Raw genomic sequence first — 18,191 nt, forward strand, 5'->3', positions numbered from 1 at the left:
ATCGGGCGCCGCTCAGCGCAAACCGTCCTTGCCTACGATCGCCTCTTTCGCGAGGCCGCCGACGCGCGCATGCACGCGCTGCCCTGTGCTCATCGCGAGGATATACACCAGCTCGTCCGCGGCGGGCGCGCCGGGCACGCGCACTTCGATCGCGTCGAAATGGCTGCGCACGTAGCTCGCGTTGACGTGCGTGAGCGGCACGTCGAGCGCGGTGGACGGCGCGCCGACCTTCTTGGTGGACGGCACGATGGCATTGGTGGGCACACCGTTTTTCTCCAGCAACTCGCGCATCGCATAGCCGCCCGGCACGTGCCACAGCGCGCCATGCTCCAGTTCGCCGCGCGAGCCGATAATCGCGCCCTTGCCGTAACCTTCGATCGACGCATGCGGCACCGCCATCGCGGCCAGCAGCCGTTGCGCCATGTCGAGGCCGATCGGTTTGAGCGCTTCCATTCCGTGCTCGATTTTCGCTTCGTAGCGCCCGGCGAACGGGTTGGTCATCACCGCGGCAATTGCGCCGCGTCTGAGTGGCTGCGCAGGCGCAGGACCGAACTCGTGGAAGATGTCTTCGACGTGCGTCAGCACGCGGCGTATTTCGAACACGGAGCCTCCGTTTTTATCTGCGCGCGCTGCGTGAGCAACCCGCCTGTGTGATGAATGCCGGCGACGCGCACCCGCCCTTGCAGGAATAGCGCGGCGCCTTCGATCAAACCCTGGTCAAGCAAACGCTGTGCGGCTTCGACACCCCGCGCCAGCGCGAAATCGATCAGCGGCTGAGGTAAGGACGGCACGTCCACGGTGACGAGCCTGTCGCCGAGGTCGGTATCGTCTTTCAACGACGAAGCCGGACGCCGCAAAATGCCCGGGTGGTCCAGGTCGACCGCGTTCGCGATCATCGTCGCGGCGGCGTCCGCGGTGGCGGCGTTGCGCGCGAGCACGGTGACGCTATCGGCAATGCCGAGGCTGAAGCTGCGGCCGCGCCAGCCGCTCGTCGCAATGCCGCGAACGGCGAGGCCGGCGTCGAGCGTCAGGCTGGCGTCGAGCGCCTGATCGCGCGAGAGCCGCACCGGCGAGAACGATGCCAGATCGGCGAACACGCCAACGCGGTATTGCTGCCCTTCGGTCAAATAGAGTGCAATGTCGCCGCCGTTGTTGATGAAGGCACGCGAAATGCCTTCGCGCGCGAACGCCGTGATCAGTTCATCGGCGACGCTGCCCGCCACCGCGGCCATCGGCGTGATATGGCGCGTGCGGTGAGGATGACAGGCCGACCACATGCGGCGGGCAACCGGGCCTTGCAACTGCGTGTCGTCGCTCGACGCGACTTCGGCCGGCACCGGCTGCCGGAGCTGCTTCAACTCGCCGACCAGTTCCGGCAACACATCGACAAAGCGCGCCCAGCACGCCTCATACGCCGCCTGCAGCGCCGAAGCCGTGCCGTCCGCGCTGAGGATCAGATCGATCGGCCCATGCTGCCAATGCCAGCGGGTCGCGTCGAGTCGGGTGCGGGTGGGGTTCATCGTGTTCGTCAGCCGAGCATCGGTGGCATGGCAGGCGGCCACGGGTTGTCGGGATTGCGCGCCAGGGTGCGGCGCGCGAGCGGCGCGCCTTCCGTATGCTCCGGCCCGTTCGCCAACACGCTCGCCAGCGAACGCACTGCGTCGAGATGACCGCCGAGATCGCGATACGCGTCGTACGTCATGGTGAATTCGATCGGCGCAACGATCGCGGGCGTCGGCACCGTGCCGAACGAACGGTCCGGCATGCGCGACACATCCACCATCACCGTGATGCCGCCGCCCGGCCATACGTAAGCCGGCGCGCCGCCGCAGGTCACGTTGACCAGCTTCTGTTTGATCGCGCGCGTGAGCAGCACCGGGTTCTCCGTGGCGCCCGCTCGCAGGCTGCCGCCCGCGCCGCCTAGAAACAGCACGGTGGCAAGCGAGGGCTCGCAGTTCTCGCCGATCCGTTCGACCGTGCGGCGCACCGCCTCCGGCATCGCCGCGATGCGCGGCACGAGATCCTGATCGAGTTCGTACCACTGCGCGTGCTCGCCGGTGGTCGATACCATCAGCAGGCGCAAACCCGGTCTGGCGACGGCAGGATCGAAGCCTTCGACAATCGCGAGCGGATCCTGAATGTCGGTTCCGCCCCAACCGGTGCCGGGATTGGCCACCTGAAAATAGCGGCCCGGTGTCGACTTGCGTCCGCGAATCTTCAGACCTGAGCGCGCCATGCCGAGGCAGCGCCCGGCCTGATGTTCGGTGAGCACGCCGGTAATGTGATCGTCGACGACCACCACTTCGTCGGCGTGGCCGAACCATTGCTTAGCAAAGATGCCGATGGTGGCCGATCCGCAGCCCACACGCATGCGCTGCTCCTCCACGCCATCGACAATCGGCGCCGCGCCCGCGCGAATCACCAGACTCGCGCCGCCGTCTATGCTCAGCTCCACCGCCTCCTTGTTGCCGAGCGCGAGCATCATGTCGCACGTCACGCGGCCTTCTTTCTTGCTGCCGCCGGTCAGATGATGCACGCCGCCGAGGCTCAGCATCTGCGAGCCGTACTCGGCCGTCGTCACATGGCCCACGATCTCGCCATGGCAGCGCACGTTCGACTGCTCCGGCCCGAGGAAGCGGTCGGTATCGATCTTCACCTTGAAACTGCAGTAGCTGAAAATGCCTTCGGTGACGACCGTGATCATGTCGACTTCGTCGAGCTTCGAGGCGACGATAAAAGGCGCGGGCTTGTAGTCGGGATAGGTGGAGGATGCGCCGACGCCGGTCACGAACAATGCCTGTTCGGCCGCAGCGTCCTGTATTTCAGAAGATGCACCAAATTCTATCGTGGCGTTCTCGCTGCTGGCGTTCGCATCGGACGTCAAACGGTCGCGCGAGAGGAATACCACCGGATCGACACGAATCAGCCGTCCATCTGAATTGGCATAGCGATCGCACGCGCCGGTGCGCCCTTCGGAGATCTGACACAGCACCGGGCAGGCATTGCATTCAATCTTGTTCGACGCCATTCGCTCGCTGCGCGGCGCCGCCTTTTCGAGCACGGTCGGACCCGGCGTCGAGGCGGTTTCACCGTCGACGCTTTCCGCACCGAAATCGACCTTCGTATGTTCTGTCATGGTGGGGTTTCCATACGACGACATTACAATCGGTCCCGCTCCGGCTGACGAATAGCCCTTGTTTAAAGGCATTTTCGCGTGATCCGCCGATTTCCATGTAGCGGTCACTCACCGTTCGTGTAGTATCCGCTACACCAAACTGGTTAGAAATCTACTCGATCAATTTAGTCTGTGCAACGTATTTACCGGCGTGCGCACGATTGGTGCAACGCCACATCGCCGTGCGAATCACGCTTCAATCTACGCTGAAGTGAATGATCGCGCAGCGAGCGCCGCAGCAGGTCACGCGGGTTGTATGATGAAGGCGCGCCGTGCCTGACAGGGTGCGGCGCCTGCCGTTCAACCTGACGCCAACAAGAGATCCGAGACCGCCATGAGTCCCACCGCCGCCCGCAAGCCGGGCGCTACCGGCATCCGTGCGAAACAGGCGCAGGACACGCGCGCCAAGATTCTGAAAGCGGCCATCAAGGTCTTTGCGAAGCAAGGCTATGCGAGCGGCCGCGTGGAGAGTATTTCAAAGGCGGCGCGCTCGCACGACCGCATGATTTACTACTACTTCGGCAGCAAGGAACAGTTGTTCGTCGAAGTTCTGGAAACGATCTACACGCAGTTCAATGAGGCGGAAAGCAAACTCGATCTCGATCTGGCCGACCCTGTGCACGGGCTCGAACAGATGGTCGAATTCGTCTGGCAGTACTACCTCGATCATCCCGAGTTCGTCACGCTGCTTTCCAGCGAGAATCTGCACCAGGGCAAGCACGCGAAGAAATCCCTGAAGCTGAAGGAGATTTCGGGCTATGCGATTTCGGTGGTGCAAAAGTTATTGGATGCGGGTCAGGCGCAGCAGGTTTTTCGTGCGGATGTCAAAGCGCGCGATGTGTATTTGATGATCGCTTCGCTTGGGTATTTTTATAACGCCAATCAATATACGTTGGGCGCGTTTCTTGGCGAGCCGCTGATGGAAAAGACGGCGCTCGAGCATTGGCGCGAGGTTATCAAGGACACGGTGCTGCGCGCGGTGAGGGTGAATTTGTCGGGGGATGCTGTGGTGGCAGTGAGCGAGGCGAGCCAAAACAGCGAAGCGTAGCGCGGGCCATGCTGACACAGTGTCCGGCTCGCAATCCTGGGCGACGAGAGCGGTAGTGCTCCCGTCGTCTGCGCCAGTTGAAGAGCGCTTCAGCGTCAGATAGCGCTATACCTGAAAGTGGTCCCTCAGTACGCCGACAATCCGTCCAGACGCGTGGCCGTCGCCATAAGGTGACACGCCTCGCGCCATCCGCCTGTATTCGGCCGGGTCGTCGAGTAGCCGTTGTGTGTTCGAAACAATGTCCGCATAATCCGTACCCACGAGTTTGACGACCTCCTGCGCGACCGCCTCCGGGCGTTCCGTCTCGTGCCGCAGCACGAGTACCGGCTTGCCGAGCGCGGGCGCCTCCTCCTGCACGCCGCCGGAGTCGGTCAGAATCAGATAGGCCCGCTTCATCGCCGCCACGAACGGCAAATAGTCAAGCGGCTCGCAGAGGGTAATCCGGGGGTGTTTGTCGAGATGCGCGTAGGCCGCTTCACGCACGTTCGGATTCGGATGAACGGGATAGAGAACATGAACATCCTGATTGTTATCGGCGATCGTTTTGAGTGCTCTCAGGATGTTTTGAAAAGCCTCGCCGAAATTCTCGCGACGGTGCGAAGTCACCAGAATCAGCCGGCTATCTCCGTTGAAAGGCACCGCGCCGTCGCACCGCTCAGCCACGTCCAACAAGGCGTCGATGACCGTGTTCCCGGTGACGAACACGCTCGCCGCATCAATACCTTCCGCAAGCAGATTGCGTTTCGCGGTTTCCGTCGGCGCGAAATGCCAGCGCGCAAGTCGACTCGCCACCACGCGATTCATTTCCTCCGGAAACGGATTCGAAAGATCGCCTGTTCTGAGCCCGGCTTCGACATGTCCGACCGGCACGCGCCGGTAAAAGGACGCGAGCGCCGCCGTCAGCACAGTGGTCGTGTCGCCCTGCGCGAGTAGCACGTCGGGCTGTTCGGCGGCGAGCACCTCGTCGAGCCGGACCATGAGCCGCGAAGTCAGCATGGGCAAAGACTGATTGGGCTGCATGATGTCGAGATCGATATCGGCCTTAATCTCGAACAGCCGCAATACCTGATCGAGCATGCCGCGATGCTGCGCGGTTGCCAGCACGCGGCAGTCGGCCCACTCCTCGCGTTGCAACTGCTTGACGAGCGGCGCCATTTTCACTGCTTCAGGACGGGTTCCTACAGTAACGATGATCTTACGTTTTTTCACAGAGTCTTCCGGTATTAAACTTGAAGGGTGGTGTCTTGAAGTGGTCATGCCCGACCGATGAACCGGCAGATCGCCGACCTGAGCCGCCATGTCTTTGAGCGAAGCATCGTGTCCCTTTGGCTCGCGACGCCGTCCGCAATTGCCCGGACTTCGGTCAGGAGCCTTGCGCAATCTTCCCGTTCGGTCCGCAGCCGTTCAATGCAGGCGCGAAGCACCATGATTTCCGCTGACAGGGCGCCACATTCCTCCTTCAGTTCGGTTATGGTTTCCCCCCGCTCGGAGTAGGCCTGTGTCAGTTCGGCAATTGTCTGATCCCGCTCGGCGAGCGTCTCTTGCGAGCGCGCCTGCTTGTCCTTCTCCGCGTCGCATTCTGCCCGTACATCCTGCAGAGTCTTTAAAGTCGCCTCGAGTTGCGCGTTCGTCGCAGCCTGCTCGTCACGTGTCCGGGCAAGCTGCTCTCTGTCCGAGGCGTGCTGTTGGGCAATGATCTGGCCGCGCTCTTGCGCGAACGCCTCATAGGTATCGTCGCCGATAAAGAAATTGCGTAGGTCCGGCCGGGTGTCGCCGAGTGACGAGAGCCTCGCATAAACGAGCAATATCTGCTTACCGTTCCAATAGTTGATATTGACCTTCGCCGCGTCAACAACGCGGCAGGCGACGGCAGCGAAACCGGGCACCGGGCAGATGGGAATGTTGTCGAGATCGAACGTGAAGAAGTGCTCGGGAATCCGGTCATATTCCTGAAACGGCAGAAGCAGAACCAGAAAACGCTTCGTATGCTTCGCGAGGCGCGCCACGACGTCGAACGGGTGATCGAAATGCTCAAGCGTATTCGACGAAAAAATCACGTCGTAGTCGTCGAGGTCGTCGAGAGCCTGCGCCTTGAAACGCCTATTCGGGAAAGATGCCTGGGCCTTCCCGATCGCCACTTCCGAAATATCGATGCCGGTGATGGAGTTCAAGCCGAGCCATTTGCTCAGTTCGTCTACGCCCTGTCCCTCGGCGCAACCCCAGTCGCAGATATCCCATTGCTCCCGCAACGCCTGATCCTTGAACCAGCCCGGCATCAGCCTGGCCGCCAGCATCGCGAAGAATCGTGTTTGCCCATGTCCGCCGGCGGAGACCCAATCGGTCGTGAAGCGATAGTCCCAGTACTGCTTTGAATTAATGTCTGTCATTAAAAGGCGTATTGGTCTGTCTATACCACCGAATTCAATGCACGAGCGCTCCATCGCGCGCAAGCGTCCCGATACGATCAGAAAGGCCTAGTCGACGGTGAGCGTGCTTTCGATGACTTCACGCCAGCGGCCCTCCCACGCCTTCTTCGCAAACGCGGACGACGATTCGATCCCATGAGCGGCAAGTCTGGCGAGTGTTGCCCGGTCATCCGCCAGTTCTTCGATCGCGGCGGCAAGCTCGAAATAGTCCGCGCGGATCAGCTTGCCGTTATAGCCGTCGACGATCAGATTCGGCAGTCCGCCAACGTTGGTTGCAATGACCGCATTATTGGTCGCCAGCGCCTCGATACACGACAGGGATGTGCCTTCCGAATACATGGTGGGCACCAGCACAATATGGCTATCGACGTAGGCTTTGTGCATATCCTCCATGTCATATTCGATCCAGCTCACTTTGTGCGGATGGCGCGCCACGAATGCTTTTACCGCCTCCGCGTCGCGATCGATTGCCTGTCCGCACAGCACAAGACGGATATCCGTGCGCCGCGAGAACAAAAGATCGAACGCGGTGATAGTCAGATAAAGGCCTCTGGCTTCATAAAGCCGGCGTGGCAGGAGAACGCATAACTCCTCTGCTTCGAAATTCTTCGGATTGTTTCCGAATGAATCGAGATCGACGTAGTTAGGAACGTAGGTCAGCGTATTGGCGAGGCCCCAGTCATAGGTTCGCACCCAATTGATGAAATTCGTATCCACGCAAACGCATCGATCACTGTTGCGAAGCGCGCGGAAAAGCGTTTCATAGCGGCCTCGATCGAACGTCGCGAGATTATTGGATGCCCCGTCCCAATGGATACCGTGGTTGATCGCGATGACGCGCCTGTTTTTTCCAAGCGACGCGGCGAGCTCAGTGGGCGACGCGATAATGAGATCGGCGTCTGCACAGAATTCGGCGTATTTGCTCGACAGGGTCTCCAGATCAAGGTTGTCCACGGCGCTCACTCCGATCACCTTGATGCCGCGGAAATCGCGCTCAAAAGGCTCCCAGGCATTCTGCAAGAGGCGCACCTCGTACCCCATGCCGCCGAGTACGACGGCGAGATCGTAGACGTAGCGCTCGGCCCCGCCCTTATAGACGGTTTCGCCCTTCCAGTCGTAGAAGTTGACGTTGACGATGTCTACCTTGATGGCGCGCCGCACGGAGGTGGGTATCAGCCTTGCGACGTTCGTCGCATTCACCCGTCTGAGCAAAGGCGCGTGAAGCACCGGCCAGGCGTGCATGCGCGCGACCTCTGCGGACGCCGAAGTGTACGCATTCGCCCACTGCCCGCCGGCAACGGCATCAACGAAGTCGATGCCAGACGCGACGATGACCGCGTGTTCGTATTCCCTGATGGTGCGGGTCGGCGTTCCAATCACCGGCTTGCCTGCCGCCAGATACTCGAACAGCTTCAGAGGCGAAACAGGGTCGGTCTTCTCGCTCACAATGAACGGAACGATACCGACATCGATCCAGGCGAGATAATGCTTCAGTTCGGAGTACGGTTTCGGACCCAGGTGAATGAAATTGTCGAACGCCTTCAGCCGGGCCATGCGCTCCTGAACCTCGGCACCGTATTGCGGCTCGAAAGCGACAACAGGACCGACGAACAGCAACACAACGTCGTCGAGCCGCACTATTTCGTCTAGCAGATCGAAATCGAGCAGTTCGGAAATTGCGCCGTGATAGCCGACAACCCGCCGGCTTACCGCCATGTCGTGCAATTTTTCCGGCACGTCACATCGTTCGCGCTCCCCGTGAAGAAAGTCCTCGGGATAAACCCCGTTTTCCAGCAGCAGCGCGTTCGTGACCTTCGCGCGGTTCGCGTCGTACAGCCGGTTTGACGAAAACAGGCAGACATTCGCTATGTACAGCAAAAGCTCATGGTCGCTACGCATGACCTCGGAATAGTTGGCGAAGATGGTCAGATCATCGAGTACGTCGTAGATCGTGAATGCAGAGCGGCAGATATCAGCAACGTATTTGAAACCGGGCCAGTGCAGATAGAGCGTGACCGGCTCGTCCTGGAAATAGCCGAGGAAATCCTCGACCATGTTGGAAACATAAAGGTTCGTTGACGCGGGCCGGATGAACGGATAAGGACCGCCGTATTCCAGCATCACGCAGAGATAACCCGCTTTGGCGAACTCGGCCATGATGTGGTCGGGACGCTGTTTGAGCGAAAGATCGTAGGCAACCGGGCACAGTACGACACCCCGGCGCCCGGAATGAGTCGCGAGCAGGCGACTGATCTGGTGCCTTCTCTGTTTCGAGGGATCCTTGGCGTAGCTGCTGAAATAGGCTGCCTGGGCGCGCGTGTGGGCCTCATAGTCGCCATTGGTAACAGGCACGACCTCGGTCGTGGCAATCTGCTGGATGGCAGCACCCGTTCCAAACGGCGTTCTGTAGCGCGCCGCTACCGCATAAACTGCACTCGCAATGCGCCGCATGGGAGCGGTCAGTTTCCACGAACTGCTTTCGAATACTTCGCTAAGGGCGCCCTGCGTCCGCTCGCGCTCGCGAACCTCAAGCACAAGTTCGCTCGATATGTTATTCAGCGAGCGCTTGAGGGCGTGGATCTCCGATAGTGCGTCCGACAGCCGCCTCGCGAGCGTATAGCGGTCTTTGCGCGCGAGACGCTGCGCCTCTGCAACCTGATTATGTTGCTCGATGAGGGTATCCGCGTCGGGCGTCGGAAGGCTCAACTTTGCAAATGATCCGTAGGTTTGTTTCTGCGTGGTGTCTAGTGTCACTTCTTGCTCATTCATGGCCAACCTCAAAAGTCGCCGTTACCCGTGTTTGTTCTTCCCCAGGCCGTCATTGCTTATCAAGAGGCATTTCTTCCATGCATAATTTCTCTGTGATGTCCGGCAGGAACAGCCCGTATCTACCGCTTTGCACATGCGAAGAGAAATAGCAGGCTCCCTCGATATATTCGTAGTATTGCGGCACCGCCCCAGACCGGTCTTCGAGTGCTGCCACGAGCAGATATCTGCCTGCGTTGAGCTGGTTTCTCAGGCAAAACTCGATTTCGATTTCGCTGCCGTCGCAATCGAAGTCAATGCTTTTCTCGTCGTATGTGGTCCGCACGATCAGATCCGTGCCTTTGGTATCCTTGATGGAGAACGCCACGCTCAAGGCGCGACGATCAATGCCTTCCGGGACATGGATCACGAAGCGGACGATCATCGGCTCGAATGCCGCGAACACGCTCTGTTGCTGGCGGGATGAGTCCAGGACTTGCGCCGATACGATTGATCCGACGTGCGTCCCCCAGTGATTGATGGGTTCGTCACCGGCGATGGAGGCGACTGGTCTCACGCTTTCCTTCGCATCTTCTTCCAACGCGGTCGCGCCGTCTGCCGATTGGCGGGACACGCCGATGGGCTCGCTTTCGCCGAGTCCTTCGGACATGAACTGCGTGTATTGCGCAGTAACCGCAAACGCGTTGCCCTCCATCCGCACCCGTCCGCCGTCGAGCCAGATAGCGCGCTCGCACAAGGTTCGCACCGAGCCCACGTCATGCGACACGAAAAGAATCGTGACGCCGGACTCCTTGAGTTCCTTGATCTTGTTGAAGCATTTGGCCTGGAAGCGCGCGTCGCCCACGGCAAGGGCTTCGTCGATAATCAATACTGCCGGGTCGACGTGAATGGCAACCGCGAATGCTAACCGCACGTACATACCGCTCGAATAGGTTTTGACCGGCTGATCGATGAAATCGCCGATTTCCGCGAACTTCTCAATGCTGGCGAATTTCCGTTCGATCTGCGCAGCCGTCATTCCCAGCATTGCCGCGTTCAGATAGACATTTTCCCGGCCGGAAAACTCGACGTTGAAACCCGCTCCCAATTCGAGCAGTGCGGCCACGCGACCGTTGATCGCGATGTCGCCTGCGGTGGGGCGCAGCGTTCCGCATATGATTTGCAAAAGAGTGGATTTGCCGGAGCCGTTGCGCCCGATAATGCCGACTGTCTCGCCCCGGGTCACTGACAGCGACACATCGCGAAGCGCCCAGAATTCCCTGGCGTACCCGGTACGTCTCGGGAAAACGATATGCTTGAGCCGGTCGAGCGGCGTTTCGTAGATATCGAAGCGCTTCGAGGCATGGTTCACCTTAATCGTCGTTTCAGGCCTGTCGGGTTGATTCATTTCCATGAGCGCGGGCATTACAGGACGTCCGCGAATCCTTCGCGTGTCTTCTGGAACCAGGCCAGACAGAGCCACGCGAAAGCAACGCTGCACAACAGGTAAACTGCGATCCCGAAGAAATCCGGCAAATCGCCATTGATCATGACCGCCCGTGCCTGCTCGATGATGAACGTCAGCGGGTTGGCTAGAATCAGCGCCCTGAAAGCAGGGGTTAGAGTGTTGAGAGCATAAAATACCGGCGACAGGAACATCAGCATCGATGAGAGCAGCGTCGTGATATACGTCAGGTCACGCACGTAGACACCGGTGGCGGCGAATAGCCAACCCACGCCCACACCGACGAAAGCGAGCGGAATAAAGAGCGCCGGCAAAAAGACGATCGTCCACTGAAGCTTTCCATATACGCACAGTGCAAACACGATCCAGACGGCAAAGCTCGTCAGGAAGTGAAACGCCGCCGACGCCACTGCGATCCACGGCAGGATTTCCAGCGGAAAAACGACCTTCGTCACGTAGTTGACGTTGGTCGTAATAATGGCCGGCGCCCTATTCAGACACTCGGCAAAAAAATTGAAAAGAATGAGCCCCGCGAACAGGATCACGGCGAACTGAAAACTATTGTCGGTTCCCGGCCAGCGCGATTTCAACAGCGTGCCGAAAACAACTGTGTACATTGCGAGCATGATCAACGGCTGAACGATGGACCACGTCAGTCCCATTACCGACCCGCGATAACGGCTCAATACGTCACGTTTGGTGAGTGCGACGATAAGCTGGCGTTGCTGCCAGGGAAGCAGGAAGAGCGTGCCAAAATGAGCCCGCGGATGAGATTCCTCGCGGCCGTCATGCTTATAGGTGAAGCTCATATGGACAGATCGCCTCGAACAGCGCTGGCTGGTTTAACGGTCGACAAAGGAATAGATGATGCGGCATCGGACGAACTTGCCAGAGCCGAGATCGATGTTACAGCCAGGGTGCCCAGCAGGATGCTGCGAAAGCGCGGAGACTAGCGCAAGAAAACACGGAATTTTCCGCACGAAAAATCAAGCAGAACGCAGGAAAATTCCACAGAAAAGAAGGCTTCCTGAGAACCGCGGTCATGCCACGCAGCGCGGCGGCGCTCCAAGTCGAACGCTAGCGGATACGAGCTATCCGCATCACGGCCCGTTGCGGGCCGGATCAAAACCGAACATCGTCGATGTTCCAGGGCAGCGCACATTCGCGCGCTGCCCGACACGCTCTCCGTATCTCAGCAATTACTTCTGCACCGCCGCCGCGTCGTCTTCACGAAACAGCTTGTCGGCCAAGTGAAACGCCGAATTGGCCGCCGGCACACCGCAATAAATCGCGGTTTGCAGCAGCACTTCCTTGATCTGTTCACGCGTCACGCCGTTGTTCTTCGCGGCGCGCAGATGCAGTGCGAGTTCTTCGCCGCGGTTGAGCGCGACCATCATCGCGATGGTCAGCAGACTGCGCGTGTGACGCGGCAAACCATCACGCGTCCAGATTTCACCCCATGCATAGCGGGTGATGAAATTCTGAAACTCTTCCGTCAGTTCAGTACGGTTCGCGAGCGACCGGTCGACGTGCGCACTACCCAGCACCGCGCGGCGCACACCGAGTCCGGCTTCGTAACGGTCTTCGTCGTTCATTTCTGCTCCGTCAGGAAGTCGACCACGGTCTTCGTGAAAGCAGGCGCTCTTTCGATGTTGGAAATATGCGAGGCATCCAGTTCCACGTAACGCGCGCCCGCAATCGCCTGCGCCAGTTCGCGGCCTTGCGCCGGCGTCGCGGCCAGATCGTGCGTGCCGCCGATCACCAGCGCCGGCACCTTGATGCCGGGTGCTTCGGGACGCAGGTCGGCGGCGTCGATGGCTTCGCAATTGGAGGCGTAGCCTTCCTTGTCGGTGTGCACGAACACGTCGCGAATCATGGCCAGCACCACCGGCTCGCGGTCCATATAGTCAGCCGTGAACCAGCGCGGCAGAACGGCGTCGGCCAGCGCGTGCATGCCTTCGGTGCGCGCCTTCACGGCGCGCGGCACCCACACTTCCGGCGAGCCGATGCGCGCGGCCGTATTGCACAGCACGACGCGCTCGATCCGATCCGCGTGGCGCGCGGCCAACGCAACGCCGGTCAGGCCGCCCATCGACAGTCCGCAGAAATGCGCGCGGGCGATCTTCAGCGTATCCATCAGGCCGAGCACGTCGCCGGTCAGTTGCTCGATCGTGTACGGGCCTTTCGGCGCTTCCGAGTGGCCGTGGCCGCGCGTGTCGTAGCGCAGCACGCGAAAGTGTTTCGACAGCGCCGCGACTTGCGGCGCCCACATGGACAGATCGGCGCCGAGCGAATTCGACAGAACGATCCACGGCGCGTTGCCGTGACGGTTGCCGTCGATTCGATAGTGAAGCTCGGTGCCGTTGACTGCGGCGTAAGGCATGCCCGTTACTCCCTGGAATGGTCGCGCTGCGAGCGCGTGGTGTGAAGGGCCAGCGCGGCATCCACATAAGCGTGCGCCTGGCCGACGTATTGAGCCGGATCGAGCAGTTGCTTCAGACGCTCGAGCGGAAGATGTTCGGTCACAGCCGGGTCTTCGGCAAGCACGTCGAAGAGCGTCCGGCCGTCGCGGATCGCGGCTTTCGACGCGCGCTCCACCAGATGATGCGCGTCGAGCCGGCCGATGCTGTCGCCAAGCGCGAGCATGACCGCTTCGCCGAGAATCAGGCCGTGCGTGATGTCGAGATTGGCGGCGAGGCGCGCCACGTTCACGTTCAGTCCCGCGGCGATCTGTTCGATGTTGGCGAGCGCGCCGCCCGCGAGGCGCGCGAGATCCGGCAGCGCATCCCACTCGGCCTGCCAGCCGCCGAGCGCGCGTTCGTGCTCCTGCACCATGCCGGCGAACACCGTGGCGACCAGTCCCGGCGCACGCGTAGCGGCCGTCAGCACCGCCGCGCAGCCGACCGGGTTGCGCTTGTGCGGCATGGTCGACGAACCGCCCTTGCCGGCCGCAGCCGGTTCGGCCAGTTCGTCGATTTCGGTTTGCATCTGCAGCGAGATGTCGCGCGCGATCTTGCCGAGCGTGCCGATCAGCATGCCGAACAGCGCCGCCGTTTCGGCAATGCGATCGCGCTGTGTGTGCCAGGGCAGCGTCGGCACGGCAAGGCCGAGTTCCTGTGCGAGCGATTGCGTGACTTGCGGCGCGGCCTCGCGCAGGCTCGCCAGCGTGCCCGCCGCGCCGCCGAATTGCAGCACCAGCACGCGAACGCGCAGCGCATCGAGCCGCTCGCGATGACGCAGCAACGCGTCGAGCCACTGCGCGAATTTGAGGCCGAGCGTGATGGGCAGCGCCTGCTGCAGCCAGGTGCGGCCGATCATGGGCGTGGCGCGATGCACGGCCGCGAGTTTCGCCACGGCGTTACAGGTGGATTGCAGGCCGCTGTCGAGCAGATCGAAGGTGTCGCGCAATTGCAGCACCGTCGCCGTGTCGATGATGTCCTGGCTGGTGGCGCCCCAGTGCACGTATTTCGACGCCTCGGCGTCGGCCGCCTTGACGCGCGCGGTGAGTTGCTTGACGAGCGGAATCGCGAGATTGCCGCCGAGCGCGGCGTCGCGTGCGAGCGCGCCGGCATCGAGCTGATCGGCCTGGCAGGCGGCCTCGATCGCCGCCACCGCCGTATGCGGAATCACTTCATGCCTGGCTGAAGCGCGCGCGAGCGCCGCTTCCACGTCGAGCATGCGTTGCAGCGTGGCACGCGGCGCCCAGATGTCGTTCATTGGCTGCGTGCCGCAAAGAAGGCCGGTCAGACGGGCGCTGGAGTCGAGCATGATGACGTGGATAGCCTGAGGTATCGAAAGTGAAAGCGCCTGCCGCGCGTCAGGCCGCGCGCGCCGCTTGCGTGCCGTCGATCAGCGGCACGCCGGTCAGCTTGTGCAATGCATCGAAATCGATGTCCGAGAAAATCTCGCGCACCACGAGGCCCTGATCGGTGACATCGATCATCGCAAGGTCCGTATAGATGCGGTCGACGCAACCCACGCCCGTTACCGGGTAAGTGCATTCGGCGGCGATCTTGCTCTCGCCCTGCTTGGTCAGATGCTCCATCATGACATAGACCTGCTTCGCGCCGATGGCCAGATCCATCGCGCCACCGACTGCCGGAATCGCGTCGGGCGCGCCGGTGTGCCAGTTCGCCAGATCGCCCCCGGCCGATACCTGGAAAGCGCCGAGCACGCAAAAATCCAGATGGCCGCCGCGCATCATCGCGAACGAATCGGCGTGGTGGAAATAGGCGCCGCCCGTGAGGAGCGTGACGTGCTGCTTGCCGGCGTTGATCAGTTCGTCGTCTTCCTCGCCTTTGGCGGGCGCCGGGCCCATGCCGAGCAAACCGTTTTCGCTGTGCAGGAAGATTTCCTTGTCGGCGGCAAGGTGGTTCGCCACCAGCGTCGGCACGCCGATGCCGAGGTTCACGTAGGCGCCTTCGGGAATGTCCTGCGCAACACGCCGGGCCATTTCATCGCGGGTCAGTTTTTTCATGTCGGTCTCCGGTTCAGGCTGCGGTGGCGGTGGCGGCGGTTTGGTGCGCCGCTTGCGGCACTTCGATCACGCGCTGCACGAAAATGCCGGGCGTGATGATCACTTCGGGATCGAGCGCGCCGAGCGGCACCACTTCCGACACCTGCACGATCGCGGTTTTCGCCGCGCTTGCCATGATCGGCCCGAAATTGCGAGCCGTCTTGCGATAAATGAGATTACCCCAGCGATCGCCCTTATACGCCTTGATCAGCGCGAAGTCCGCATGCAGCGGCGACTCCAGCACATAGTGCCTGCCGTCGATCAGACGGGTTTCCTTGCCTTCGGCGAGCCTCGTGCCATAGCCGGTCGGCGTGAAGAAGCCGCCGATACCCGCGCCTGCCGCACGGATGCGCTCCGCGAGATTGCCCTGCGGCACCAGTTCGAGTTCGATCTCTCCGGCGCGATACAACGCGTCGAATACGTATGAATCGGTTTGGCGCGGAAACGAGCAGATGATCTTGCGCACGCGCTTGGCCTTGAGCAGCGCCGCGAGGCCGATGTCGCCGTTACCGGCATTGTTGTTGACGATGGTCAGATCGCGCGCGCCCTGTCCGATGAGCGCGTCGATCAACTCCGACGGCATGCCGGCCGTGCCGAACCCGCCGATCATGACGGTCGCGCCGTCGTGCACATCGGCGACGGCCGATTGAAGTGACTCGAAAATCTTGTTGATCATGTCGAATTTCCTTTTGGGGCGCTGCGTGCCGCCAGGCTGGCTGGGTTGAGGAGAGCGCTGGGCGGAACGGTCTCCGGGCCAATGCTGGCGGCTCGCCGGGTGGAGATGCGGGCTGGCGCCGTCGGTTGGCTCGCGTTGAATTTGTTCGTTATATGAACATGGATTCGTTTAGCGAACGTTCAGGCGATTATGGTTGCCCTCCGGGCCGCTTGTCAAGGCAGGGGATTCCCCTTAAGCATAGGTTTTGCCGCCCGCCGTGCGGGTTCGCCGCCGGATCGCAGGCTCGTGGAGAGCCCATTGCACTATGCCAAGGATCGATTATTCGGCTAACCTCTATCCACATACCGGATACCCTGAGCTCGCCTCACAGGTCATGCACGCATGTCTGAAACAAACCTGGATCTGAATCTGATCCCCTACCTGGTCGCGATGGAAGACACGCGCAATGTCAGCCGCGCGGCCGAGCAACTCGGTGTGAGCCAGCCCCGCGTGAGCACCGCGCTGGGAAAATTGCGCGAATACTTCGAGGATCCGCTGTTCGTGCGCACGTCGAAAGGCATGGAACCCACGCCGCGTGCGCTCGCCATCCTGCCCGCCGCGCGCGACGCGCTGCTGCGCATCGAGAAAGGCATGCTCGACGTGCAGGAATTCAACCCGGCCACCAGCACGCGTACTTTCTCGATTGCGCTTTCCGACGTCGGCGAGATCGTGTTTCTGCCGCGGCTTCTGCAACTTTTCGCCGAACGCGCGCCGTTCGCGAATCTGCGCTCGGTGACGCTCTCGCCCTCGCAGGTGGAGCGTGGGCTCGAATCGGGCGATGTCGACCTCGCCGTTGGTTATTTCCCCGATCTGTCGGGCAATAACTTCTTCCAGCAACGGCTTTTCACGCATCGATTCATCTGTCTGATGCGCACGGGCCATCCGCTGTCGAAGGCGCCGCTCACGCTGGCACAATATGTGGCGTCGGGGCATGCCGTGGTGCGCGCCGAAGGACGCAGCCAGGAAGTCCTCGAACACTATCTGGAGAAGAAACGCATCAAGCGCCGCGCGGTGCTCGAAACGCCTCACTTCATGAGCCTGCCGTTCATCCTCGCGCGCACCGATCTGCTTGCGACTGTGCCGCACGCCATCGGCTTCGCGTATGTATCGGAGCACGCGTCGATCACGCTGGTCGAGCCGCCGCTGCCGTTGCCGCATTTCGATCTGCGGCAGCACTGGCATCGCAAGTTTCATAACGATCCGCGCACGAGTTGGCTGCGCGGCGTGGTCGCCGAACTGTTCAACGACGCAATGGACGAGTGGCCCAAATGAGCGTCGCGCAATCCGGCGCGCCCTGACAGCCAAAGGGGACATCGACCCGGCATGGCACGAAACATGGAACAATGGCCGCACTCATTGAACCCGCGCGCTCCATACAGGGTCGACGCGCGATCCCGGAGGAGCGACGCATGACCAGCAGCAAGGCAAAGAAAACCAAACCCACAACCGCAACGGAACGTCCGAGCCGCGAGGAAGCCGAAGCAGCTGTTCGCGTGCTGCTGCGCTGGGCCGGCGACGATCCGGCGCGCGAAGGCCTGATCGACACGCCGGCGCGCGTGGTGCGCTCGTATGAGGAGTTTTATGCGGGCTACCAGGTCGACCCGCGTGAGATCCTTGCCCGCACCTTCTCCGAAGTGGACGGCTACGACGAGATGATCGTGCTGAAAGACATCCGCTTCGAAAGTTATTGCGAACATCACATGGTGCCGATCATCGGGCGGGCGCACGTTGCGTATCTGCCGCAGCATCGCGTGGTCGGCATCTCCAAGCTGGCGCGTCTCGTCGATGCGTTCGCCAAGCGCCTGCAGATCCAGGAAAAGATGACGGTGCAGATCGCCGACACTTTGAACGAAGTGCTGCAACCCGCAGGCGTCGGCGTGATTCTCGAAGCCGCGCATCAATGCATGTCGACACGCGGCGTGCACAAGGCGGGCGTGACGATGGTCACCTCGCGCATGCTCGGCACGTTCCGCACGGATCCGTCCACGCGTCGCGAGTTTCTGTCGATCGTCGGCAATCCGGGCGTGGTGGCGGTCTCCAATACGTAGACACGCTCGCCGGGCGCGAGCATGGCAGCGGTCAATACGGCGGGCAAGGTGCC

General features: G+C 61.2%; 16 protein-coding genes. 3 read left to right on the top strand and 13 right to left on the bottom strand.

Going from position 1 to position 18,191, the window contains the following annotated elements; genetic code table 11:
• Nucleotides 1-12: 12 nt before the first annotated feature.
• Genes NE850_RS21805 through NE850_RS21815 form a run of 3 tightly spaced genes read right to left on the bottom strand, consistent with a single transcriptional unit; the run spans nt 13 to nt 3,136 of the window.
• Nucleotides 13-603 carry an amino acid synthesis family protein gene (locus NE850_RS21805; RefSeq protein ID WP_007178055.1) on the bottom strand — a complete coding sequence of 197 codons (591 nt, stop codon included), beginning with the start codon at nt 601-603 and terminating at the stop codon, nt 13-15.
• Nucleotides 579-1,520, bottom strand: coding sequence for a UPF0280 family protein (locus NE850_RS21810; RefSeq protein WP_007178056.1), 942 nt, complete (start codon nt 1,518-1,520; stop codon nt 579-581). Before NE850_RS21810 ends, NE850_RS21805 begins: the two co-directional genes overlap by 25 nt.
• An 8-nt stretch (nt 1,521-1,528) precedes the next feature.
• Entirely contained in the window at nt 1,529-3,136 is a 1,608-nt protein-coding gene (locus NE850_RS21815) for a 6-hydroxynicotinate reductase (protein ID WP_310699393.1), read from the bottom strand.
• A 373-nt stretch (nt 3,137-3,509) separates the two neighbouring features.
• On the opposite strand from NE850_RS21815, the gene NE850_RS21820 reads away from it, so the two are divergent.
• A complete protein-coding gene (locus tag NE850_RS21820) occupies nt 3,510-4,223 on the top strand; it encodes a TetR/AcrR family transcriptional regulator (RefSeq protein ID WP_007178058.1) in 714 nt (237 codons plus the stop codon).
• Nucleotides 4,224-4,328: 105 nt separating this feature from the next.
• Here NE850_RS21820 and wecB read toward each other — a convergent pair whose 3' ends face one another.
• The 10 genes from wecB to NE850_RS21870 form a co-directional block, all read right to left on the bottom strand.
• Complete coding sequence (gene wecB, locus NE850_RS21825) at nt 4,329-5,432, bottom strand: non-hydrolyzing UDP-N-acetylglucosamine 2-epimerase (protein ID WP_007178059.1); 1,104 nt, start codon at nt 5,430-5,432, stop codon at nt 4,329-4,331.
• A 44-nt stretch (nt 5,433-5,476) separates the two neighbouring features.
• On the bottom strand, nt 5,477-6,610 hold the full coding sequence (locus tag NE850_RS21830) for a bifunctional 2-polyprenyl-6-hydroxyphenol methylase/3-demethylubiquinol 3-O-methyltransferase UbiG (protein WP_007178060.1): 1,134 nt from the start codon (nt 6,608-6,610) through the stop codon (nt 5,477-5,479).
• 87 nt (nt 6,611-6,697) lie between these two features.
• A complete protein-coding gene (locus tag NE850_RS21835) occupies nt 6,698-9,418 on the bottom strand; it encodes a glycosyltransferase (RefSeq protein WP_310699394.1) in 2,721 nt (906 codons plus the stop codon).
• Between the two features lie 49 nt (nt 9,419-9,467).
• The gene (locus tag NE850_RS21840) at nt 9,468-10,802 is read right to left on the bottom strand and encodes an ABC transporter ATP-binding protein (protein ID WP_035517358.1); all 1,335 of its coding nucleotides are present in this window, start codon (nt 10,800-10,802) and stop codon (nt 9,468-9,470) included.
• Between the two features lie 17 nt (nt 10,803-10,819).
• Nucleotides 10,820-11,668: an ABC transporter permease gene (locus NE850_RS21845; protein ID WP_007178063.1), complete on the bottom strand. Its 849-nt coding sequence runs from the start codon at nt 11,666-11,668 to the stop codon at nt 10,820-10,822.
• A gap of 390 nt (nt 11,669-12,058) precedes the next feature.
• Nucleotides 12,059-12,454 carry a 4-carboxymuconolactone decarboxylase gene (pcaC, locus tag NE850_RS21850; RefSeq protein ID WP_007178064.1) on the bottom strand — a complete coding sequence of 132 codons (396 nt, stop codon included), beginning with the start codon at nt 12,452-12,454 and terminating at the stop codon, nt 12,059-12,061.
• The gene (gene pcaD, locus NE850_RS21855) at nt 12,451-13,242 is read right to left on the bottom strand and encodes a 3-oxoadipate enol-lactonase (protein WP_310699395.1); all 792 of its coding nucleotides are present in this window, start codon (nt 13,240-13,242) and stop codon (nt 12,451-12,453) included. The genes pcaC and pcaD overlap by 4 nt, the downstream gene beginning before the upstream one ends.
• A gap of 5 nt (nt 13,243-13,247) precedes the next feature.
• On the bottom strand, nt 13,248-14,627 hold the full coding sequence (locus NE850_RS21860; RefSeq protein WP_007178066.1) for a 3-carboxy-cis,cis-muconate cycloisomerase: 1,380 nt from the start codon (nt 14,625-14,627) through the stop codon (nt 13,248-13,250).
• Between the two features lie 49 nt (nt 14,628-14,676).
• Nucleotides 14,677-15,336: a 3-oxoacid CoA-transferase subunit B gene (locus tag NE850_RS21865; protein ID WP_011492601.1), complete on the bottom strand. Its 660-nt coding sequence runs from the start codon at nt 15,334-15,336 to the stop codon at nt 14,677-14,679.
• Between the two features lie 13 nt (nt 15,337-15,349).
• The gene (locus tag NE850_RS21870) at nt 15,350-16,051 is read right to left on the bottom strand and encodes a 3-oxoacid CoA-transferase subunit A (RefSeq protein ID WP_007178068.1); all 702 of its coding nucleotides are present in this window, start codon (nt 16,049-16,051) and stop codon (nt 15,350-15,352) included.
• 381 nt (nt 16,052-16,432) lie between these two features.
• On the opposite strand from NE850_RS21870, the gene NE850_RS21875 reads away from it, so the two are divergent.
• Nucleotides 16,433-17,362 (top strand): LysR family transcriptional regulator, encoded by a 930-nt coding sequence (locus tag NE850_RS21875; protein WP_007178069.1) that lies wholly within the window; start codon nt 16,433-16,435, stop codon nt 17,360-17,362.
• 137 nt (nt 17,363-17,499) lie between these two features.
• Nucleotides 17,500-18,138: a GTP cyclohydrolase I FolE gene (gene folE, locus NE850_RS21880; RefSeq protein ID WP_007178070.1), complete on the top strand. Its 639-nt coding sequence runs from the start codon at nt 17,500-17,502 to the stop codon at nt 18,136-18,138.
• The last annotated feature ends 53 nt before the right edge of the window (nt 18,139-18,191 follow it).

The sequence above is a fragment of the Paraburkholderia sp. USG1 genome (assembly GCF_031570135.1).
Lineage (GTDB): Bacteria > Pseudomonadota > Gammaproteobacteria > Burkholderiales > Burkholderiaceae > Paraburkholderia > Paraburkholderia dioscoreae.

What these genes read in the sequence shown, in the direction of transcription:
- NE850_RS21820 (WP_007178058.1), top strand. Translation starts at nt 3,510, where the DNA reads ATGAGTCCCACCGCCGCCCGCAAGCCGGGCGCTACCGGCATCCGTGCG.
- NE850_RS21860 (WP_007178066.1), bottom strand. Translation starts at nt 14,627, where the DNA reads ATGCTCGACTCCAGCGCCCGTCTGACCGGCCTTCTTTGCGGCACGCAG.
- NE850_RS21865 (WP_011492601.1), bottom strand. Translation starts at nt 15,336, where the DNA reads ATGAAAAAACTGACCCGCGATGAAATGGCCCGGCGTGTTGCGCAGGAC.
- NE850_RS21830 (WP_007178060.1), bottom strand. Translation starts at nt 6,610, where the DNA reads ATGACAGACATTAATTCAAAGCAGTACTGGGACTATCGCTTCACGACC.
- NE850_RS21870 (WP_007178068.1), bottom strand. Translation starts at nt 16,051, where the DNA reads ATGATCAACAAGATTTTCGAGTCACTTCAATCGGCCGTCGCCGATGTG.
- folE (WP_007178070.1), top strand. Translation starts at nt 17,500, where the DNA reads ATGACCAGCAGCAAGGCAAAGAAAACCAAACCCACAACCGCAACGGAA.
- NE850_RS21835 (WP_310699394.1), bottom strand. Translation starts at nt 9,418, where the DNA reads ATGAATGAGCAAGAAGTGACACTAGACACCACGCAGAAACAAACCTAC.
- NE850_RS21845 (WP_007178063.1), bottom strand. Translation starts at nt 11,668, where the DNA reads ATGAGCTTCACCTATAAGCATGACGGCCGCGAGGAATCTCATCCGCGG.
- pcaD (WP_310699395.1), bottom strand. Translation starts at nt 13,242, where the DNA reads ATGCCTTACGCCGCAGTCAACGGCACCGAGCTTCACTATCGAATCGAC.
- pcaC (WP_007178064.1), bottom strand. Translation starts at nt 12,454, where the DNA reads ATGAACGACGAAGACCGTTACGAAGCCGGACTCGGTGTGCGCCGCGCG.
- NE850_RS21810 (WP_007178056.1), bottom strand. Translation starts at nt 1,520, where the DNA reads ATGAACCCCACCCGCACCCGACTCGACGCGACCCGCTGGCATTGGCAG.
- NE850_RS21815 (WP_310699393.1), bottom strand. Translation starts at nt 3,136, where the DNA reads ATGACAGAACATACGAAGGTCGATTTCGGTGCGGAAAGCGTCGACGGT.
- NE850_RS21875 (WP_007178069.1), top strand. Translation starts at nt 16,433, where the DNA reads ATGTCTGAAACAAACCTGGATCTGAATCTGATCCCCTACCTGGTCGCG.
- NE850_RS21840 (WP_035517358.1), bottom strand. Translation starts at nt 10,802, where the DNA reads ATGAATCAACCCGACAGGCCTGAAACGACGATTAAGGTGAACCATGCC.